This is a genomic window from uncultured Streptococcus sp. (assembly GCF_915066115.1).
Classification (GTDB): Bacteria; Bacillota; Bacilli; order Lactobacillales; family Streptococcaceae; genus Streptococcus.
In genome coordinates, this window is sequence record NZ_CAJZDT010000123.1 from 1 (window position 1) to 5,642 (window position 5,642).

Below are 5,642 nucleotides of genomic sequence, written 5' to 3' on the forward strand. Positions count from 1 at the left end.
TAAAAGTGAGATTAAAAGTCTCATTTTTTGAGAGTAGTTTGTTGATATAAAAATAAAATTTATTTGATATAGGAGAGTATATTAATTTCAAAGTATACTATACCTTATTTCTCTATATAATTACAAACATTATTAATCTGTTCGTGAATTTCTGTACCAAATTTTTTTTCAAAAAATGCACTTCCGATTGTAAATGCCCAAGGATTTGCCTCAATGACTTCATCTAAACGTTCATAACTATCAACACTTCCAGCTAAACAAACGGGAGCCTCTATAGCTTGAACAAAAGCATTGTTTAGTTTGACAGGATCACCTGTATATCGGTACCCTAGCAAGTCAAATCCGTAAACTCCTTTTGCTAGATATTCCTTTGCTTCAGAAATCATGTCCTCGATAGAACCTTCTAGAATAGATGGGCGATTAGTAATTTGTCCAACAAATGGCATGTATTTCATGTTGTTTTCTTTGCAGAATTGATTGATTGAATCAAAGTAGACAGTCCCCATTAAAACATCGCATCCGCATTCTTTTGCAATTCGTGCACCTTGAAGACCATTCTCTTCATCGTATTCCACAACTTCAAGAAAAGTAGTTTTACCGTAAGATTTCATTTCTGAAAATAAAGACTTCATTTCCGAAATTGGAAGTGGTTTTTCTTTAAATCCCCAAAATTCGGCTTTGGTGTTCTTACATGATTCGAAGATTTCTCGTGCATTTTCAATTGTGTGATCATTATGCGTCAGCATAACAATTAATTTAGGTGAGTTCATAAATGTTCCTTTTGATGTTAATTCTAAGTTGTTTTTCTTAAAAATAAAAGTACTTAGGTTACTGTCTAATCATTTCTTTAGGAATGAGTTTCGGATCGTACATGACTTTTGAATGATTTTTCAAAATAAGCTCTTTTTCCAAAGTTTGTTCAGTTATTCTATCAAGTTTTTCACGATAAATCATGGAGTTGCGATAGTAATAATTGCCTTCTTTTTTGAAATGATGATTTTCTTCAACTATCTGATAAGTGAACGGAAATTGTGATTCGCTTCTTAATTCCCCGAAGAGAATTTCATTTTCAGTCCATGTTCTCAATTGAATAAGTTGGTCAGTATTATTTTTAAAACGATAGTCCTGATGATTATATTGTACAGAAGTTCCATTCGCAAATGGTTTCCGAGTCCCCTTATCAGGGTCTAATGCATCAGAGTGAGAATGAAATTCTGTAATTTCCATAGGACTATGAACAATTAAAAGATGAAGCAAGTTAGCTAAATTACATAGCCCGCCGCCAATATCAGGTTCTACTTTACCATTAACAATAACTCGCCCTTCCTGGTATCCTTTTTTCTTAGTTGTATTACCAACTAAACTCCAAAAAGAAAATTCTTCTCCTGGATGAATGATAATGTTATTTAGATTTTTACTAGCAATCTGTATATTAGTAGCTTTTCCTTTTTGAAGAGTAATATCAATGCCAGGACCACGTTTTATCAGTTGGGTAGAATATGATGAAACTAAGTTAGGTAATATCTTTTCTTGACGAATCTTGGAGAATTTTTTTCCTTGTTTAAAGTTCTGGATATGTCGTTTTAGATTTTCTTTTTTTAAAGAGATTTTATATGTTGTAGGACTAATTTCACAAAATAATAGATCCTTATTCCAAAAAACCATGTTGTTTCTCCTTTTTGATCACATCTAAATTTTTATTTTTTTGTCTCAAAAATGGGTAAGTATGAAGTATTAATTTTTCAACCCATCGTTTTTTACCAATTCCGCCTTCTTTAGGATCATATAAAAAATCAACTAAGATAGTGGAGATATTTGCACGACTAGCTCCGAGCACATCTGTAAAAAGTTGATCTCCAATCATAACTGTTTCAAATGGTTTTAGCTGCATCATGTCAAGAGCTTTTTTAAAGTTCTTAGGATTTGGTTTGTCAGAAAGAGGAATAAAAGGCACAGATAAGTGTTGATTAAATTCTGATATTCTTTCTTCGTCGTTGTTTGACAAAAGAAAAATTTGAAAACCAATGGCTTTGAGATTTTGAAATAGTTCAATAACTTGTTCTGTAGCGGGGGCGCCATGCATCACAAGAGTTTGATCGATATCAAAAATTAATCCTTTAAAACCAAGTTGATATAATCTTTGATAGGGGATATCAAAAACAGTTTTTGCTCGTGCTGCTGGCATGAATGGAAACATATTGTGTAAAGCCTTTCATTGAATATATAACAATAATTCTAGCACATATATAGAACAAGGTCAATACCACTATTAAGTGTGTAGCAGAAATAGATATTCCTAGTAGACAACCGTCCACTTTTTTTATATAATAAAATTAAACCTTTTTGGTTGAGTTTTAAAAATATGGATTCAAGCATCGATTAGTCTTTCTAAGGGAGATAATGTCCATTAAAGTATCATAATAGGGGGTGAAGTATGTATCAGCCAGAAAAACTCAAGGCTCGTAGAAAAGAGTTAAAATTAACACAGAAGGAAATTGCAGAGAAACTTGGGATTAGTTTCCAGGCTTACTCAGCTTGGGAACGTGGAATCAAAGAACCGTCTAAGGAGAAGGTAGCCCAGTTAGAGAACATTTTAAAGGTATCCAAAGGATATTTTACTCAGATCGAGATTGTCCGTCTCTACAATAGCCTCTCCAAGCAAGGGAAGGACAAGGTTGTTCTCTATGCTCGAAACCTATCTCAAGAGGAGAAAGCCCAGAAAGTAACAGCGATGCCAGAGCGCCTCTACGAGTACCGTGTTTATGAACGCATGTCAGCAGGGATTGGGGCTTCAGTCTACGATGATCAGAATTTTGATACGGTTTACTTTAATGAGGAGTTGGCCCATGATTTTGCGTCCTGGGTGTCTGGGGACTCCATGGAACCCAAATACCAAAATGGTTCAGTGGCTCTGATTCGAGAGACAGGATTTGACTATGATGGGGCGGTTTATGCAGTGGTTTGTAACAATCAGACCTATATCAAGCGGGTTTATCGTGAGGAAGATGGCTTGCGTCTGGTCTCTATCAATCCTAAATACAAAGATATTTTCATCTCCTATGAGGAAGATCCTCGGATTGTGGGGATTATCGTTGGGAACTTTGTGCCGATGGAGGGTTAGACTATGGGCTACTTTGATTATTCCAGAGAGCCCAAAAGTGACATTGCCTTTGTCGATATGAAATCCTTTTATGCTAGTGTTGAGTGCGTGAAAAGGGGATTACATCCGCTGAAAACCTCGCTTTGTGTCATGAGTCGAGCGGATAATTCAACTGGTCTTATCCTAGCCTCCTCTCCCCTGTTTAAGAAGATTTTTGGCAAGTCAAATGTTGGTCGGGCCTATGATTTGCCTTTTGATATCAAAACGCGAAAATTTTCCTATTACAATGCTCGAAAGCAAGGGCTACCTACCGACTCAGACTATGTTCGCTACATCGAAGATTGGGCTCAAGTTACCTTGATTGTCCCTCCTCGAATGGACGAGTACATTGCAGTCAATATGGAAATCCAGCGAATCTTTCAAAACTATGGCGGTCCAGATGATATTTATCCCTACTCTATCGATGAGGGCTTTATTGATCTGACTAGTTCACTCAACTATTTCATCCCAGATAAGAATCTCTCTCGCAAAGACAAGCTGGATCTGCTTTCTGCCCGTATTCAGAGGGATATTTGGAGGCAGACAGGGATTTACTCTACAGTAGGTATGTCCAATGCCAATCCCTTACTAGCCAAGTTGGCTCTGGATAATGAGGCCAAGCACACTCCGACCATGAGGGCCAACTGGTCTTACCAGGATGTGGAAGAGAAGGTCTGGTCCATTCCCAAGATGACCGACTTTTGGGGAATTGGCAGGCGGATGGAGAAACGCTTGCATGCTCTGGGGATTTATTCCATCAAGAAATTGGCAACCAGCAATCCCGACCAGCTAAAAAAAGCTCTGGGTCAGGCTGGTCTTCGTTTGTGGTTTCATGCTAACGGAATTGATGAGAGCAATGTTCATAAGCCTTATAAAGCCAAATCCAAGGGCTTGGGGAATTCTCAAATCTTGCCGAGAGACTACGTGAAGCTACGTGATATTGAAATTATTCTCCGGGAAATGGCGGAGCAGGTGGCTATTAGATTGAGAAGGTCTGGCAAGAAAATAACCCTTGTCTCTATCTATGTCGGTTTCTCTAAACAGGAGGTCAGGTCGTCTATTCACACACAAATAAAGATCGAACCGACCAATAATACAGCTGTCTTAACGGATTATGTTTTGAAGTTATTTCATAACAAATACACTTCAGGAGCAGTCAGAAGTGTTGGAGTCAACTATTCAGGATTTGTGGATGAGTCCTTTGGTTTGATTTCCCTTTTTGATGATGTTGATAAGTTAGAAAAAGAAGAAAGGCTCCAGACGGCCATTGACTCCATTCGGGAACAATTTGGTTTCACTTCACTCTTAAAAGCCAATGCACTGGAAGAAGCCTCTAGGAGTCTTGCCAGAAGCAAGCTGATTGGGGGACATTCTGCTGGAGGATTAGATGGATTAAAATGATTGATCGTTCTTATTTACCCTTTCAATCCGCGCGAGATTATCAAGATCCAGGGATGCAGAAGTGGATGGGATTTTACCTCTCAGAACACACTAGTTCGCTCAGTGAAGAAAAAAAACGTGTTGATTTTTCGATAGATTTGGACCCAGTTGAGAAGCTACACTTGCTTTCTCAGCTTTATGTTGGCCAACTGAAGGGAAGTTTTGTGGTCAAGGAAAAGAATCAGAAAACCACGATCATAGGTGAAGTGAGCGAATTATCACCTCAAACTCTATCTATTAGAACAAATGAGGGATATAGACTGATCGAGCTTACAGATATCCTCGAAATTAGACTGTGGGAGGAGGGAGTGTATGACTAGAAAGGAGCTGTATGAAAACAAACTGCAGATGGATTATTTTTCAGATAACTATATTCGTTTCGAAGAGGATTTTCAAAAATACTCTGCCATGAACGTACCCTTGACTTTCTTGATTGATGACATCCTACGAACCATGGCGATGAATCAGAAAAACTACTTTGTTTTAAACAAGGAAAATGCCAAGGATGGGCGGGAGCATAGCTTTTATTTTAGGGTGGTAACGGAAAAAGCGTGTCCCAGAAATAGGACCTATGTATATGTTGGGGTTAAAAATAGTGACCAGTAGATTTGGTAGGAGATGAACTCGTTTTTTGGTGTACCCCATTGCAGCTATCTGAAGAGGACTTGCAGAAGCTTATTATGGTCTTTCTGACGAGATTAGACAAGAAGCCCTATCTTTTTTAGATAATCGTTTACTTGAAATTGTTGTTGAATTTGAAAATACTTATCCCAAATAATCATTCTGTTTTATAGATACTAAGATATCCATAGATGGGCTAGTCGTCACCTTAAACTCACGTTTCTTGTCGTAAACACGAGTTTTAAAGAAGTCAGTTAAAACATTATTGTCATTTGAAGCACAGATCAATTTGCCAACTGGTAGGCCGATTTGTTTAGCATAAAAGGCAGCCAAGATATTGCCGAAATTTCCAGTTGGAACAGTGAAGTTGACCTTTTCACCAGCCGCAATCTCACCAGTTTTCACCAACTGGGCGAAGGCATAGACATAACACACAACCTGT

At 37.9% G+C, this 5,642-nt stretch carries 7 protein-coding genes and 1 pseudogene; 4 read left to right on the forward strand and 4 right to left on the reverse strand.

Going from position 1 to position 5,642, the window contains the following annotated elements; all coding sequences use genetic code 11:
• Window positions 1-104: 104 nt before the first annotated feature.
• The 3 genes from QZ565_RS07915 to QZ565_RS07925 are packed head-to-tail and all read right to left on the reverse strand — an operon-like array spanning window position 105 to window position 2,197.
• A complete protein-coding gene (locus QZ565_RS07915; RefSeq protein ID WP_261019057.1) occupies window positions 105-770 on the reverse strand; it encodes a hypothetical protein in 666 nt (221 codons plus the stop codon).
• A gap of 58 nt (window positions 771-828) precedes the next feature.
• Entirely contained in the window at window positions 829-1,665 is an 837-nt protein-coding gene (locus tag QZ565_RS07920) for a VanW family protein (protein ID WP_084861945.1), read from the reverse strand.
• Window positions 1,649-2,197, reverse strand: a complete 549-nt coding sequence (locus QZ565_RS07925; RefSeq protein WP_049509859.1) for a YqeG family HAD IIIA-type phosphatase — start codon at window positions 2,195-2,197, stop codon at window positions 1,649-1,651. The genes QZ565_RS07920 and QZ565_RS07925 overlap by 17 nt, the downstream gene beginning before the upstream one ends.
• Before the next feature lie 237 nt (window positions 2,198-2,434).
• On the opposite strand from QZ565_RS07925, the gene QZ565_RS07930 reads away from it, so the two are divergent.
• From QZ565_RS07930 to QZ565_RS07945, 4 genes are read left to right on the forward strand one after another with little or no spacing between them, the layout of a single operon-like run.
• Window positions 2,435-3,121, forward strand: coding sequence for an XRE family transcriptional regulator (locus QZ565_RS07930; RefSeq protein WP_295527935.1), 687 nt, complete (start codon window positions 2,435-2,437; stop codon window positions 3,119-3,121).
• Between the two features lie 3 nt (window positions 3,122-3,124).
• Complete coding sequence (locus QZ565_RS07935) at window positions 3,125-4,540, forward strand: Y-family DNA polymerase (protein WP_295527938.1); 1,416 nt, start codon at window positions 3,125-3,127, stop codon at window positions 4,538-4,540.
• Window positions 4,537-4,899, forward strand: a complete 363-nt coding sequence (locus QZ565_RS07940) for a hypothetical protein (protein ID WP_295527941.1) — start codon at window positions 4,537-4,539, stop codon at window positions 4,897-4,899. The genes QZ565_RS07935 and QZ565_RS07940 overlap by 4 nt, the downstream gene beginning before the upstream one ends.
• On the forward strand, window positions 4,892-5,185 hold the full coding sequence (locus tag QZ565_RS07945; RefSeq protein ID WP_295527944.1) for a DUF5960 family protein: 294 nt from the start codon (window positions 4,892-4,894) through the stop codon (window positions 5,183-5,185). The genes QZ565_RS07940 and QZ565_RS07945 overlap by 8 nt, the downstream gene beginning before the upstream one ends.
• A gap of 186 nt (window positions 5,186-5,371) precedes the next feature.
• Here QZ565_RS07945 and QZ565_RS07950 read toward each other — a convergent pair.
• Window positions 5,372-5,642: pseudogene (locus tag QZ565_RS07950) on the reverse strand (threonine synthase); the annotation flags it as partial.

Bases quoted from the DNA above. Each gene is read 5' to 3' on its own strand.
- QZ565_RS07915 (WP_261019057.1), bottom strand. From the start codon at position 770: ATGAACTCACCTAAATTAATTGTTATGCTGACGCATAATGATCACACA.
- QZ565_RS07920 (WP_084861945.1), bottom strand. From the start codon at position 1,665: ATGGTTTTTTGGAATAAGGATCTATTATTTTGTGAAATTAGTCCTACA.
- QZ565_RS07925 (WP_049509859.1), bottom strand. From the start codon at position 2,197: ATGTTTCCATTCATGCCAGCAGCACGAGCAAAAACTGTTTTTGATATC.
- QZ565_RS07930 (WP_295527935.1), top strand. From the start codon at position 2,435: ATGTATCAGCCAGAAAAACTCAAGGCTCGTAGAAAAGAGTTAAAATTA.
- QZ565_RS07935 (WP_295527938.1), top strand. From the start codon at position 3,125: ATGGGCTACTTTGATTATTCCAGAGAGCCCAAAAGTGACATTGCCTTT.
- QZ565_RS07940 (WP_295527941.1), top strand. From the start codon at position 4,537: ATGATTGATCGTTCTTATTTACCCTTTCAATCCGCGCGAGATTATCAA.
- QZ565_RS07945 (WP_295527944.1), top strand. From the start codon at position 4,892: ATGACTAGAAAGGAGCTGTATGAAAACAAACTGCAGATGGATTATTTT.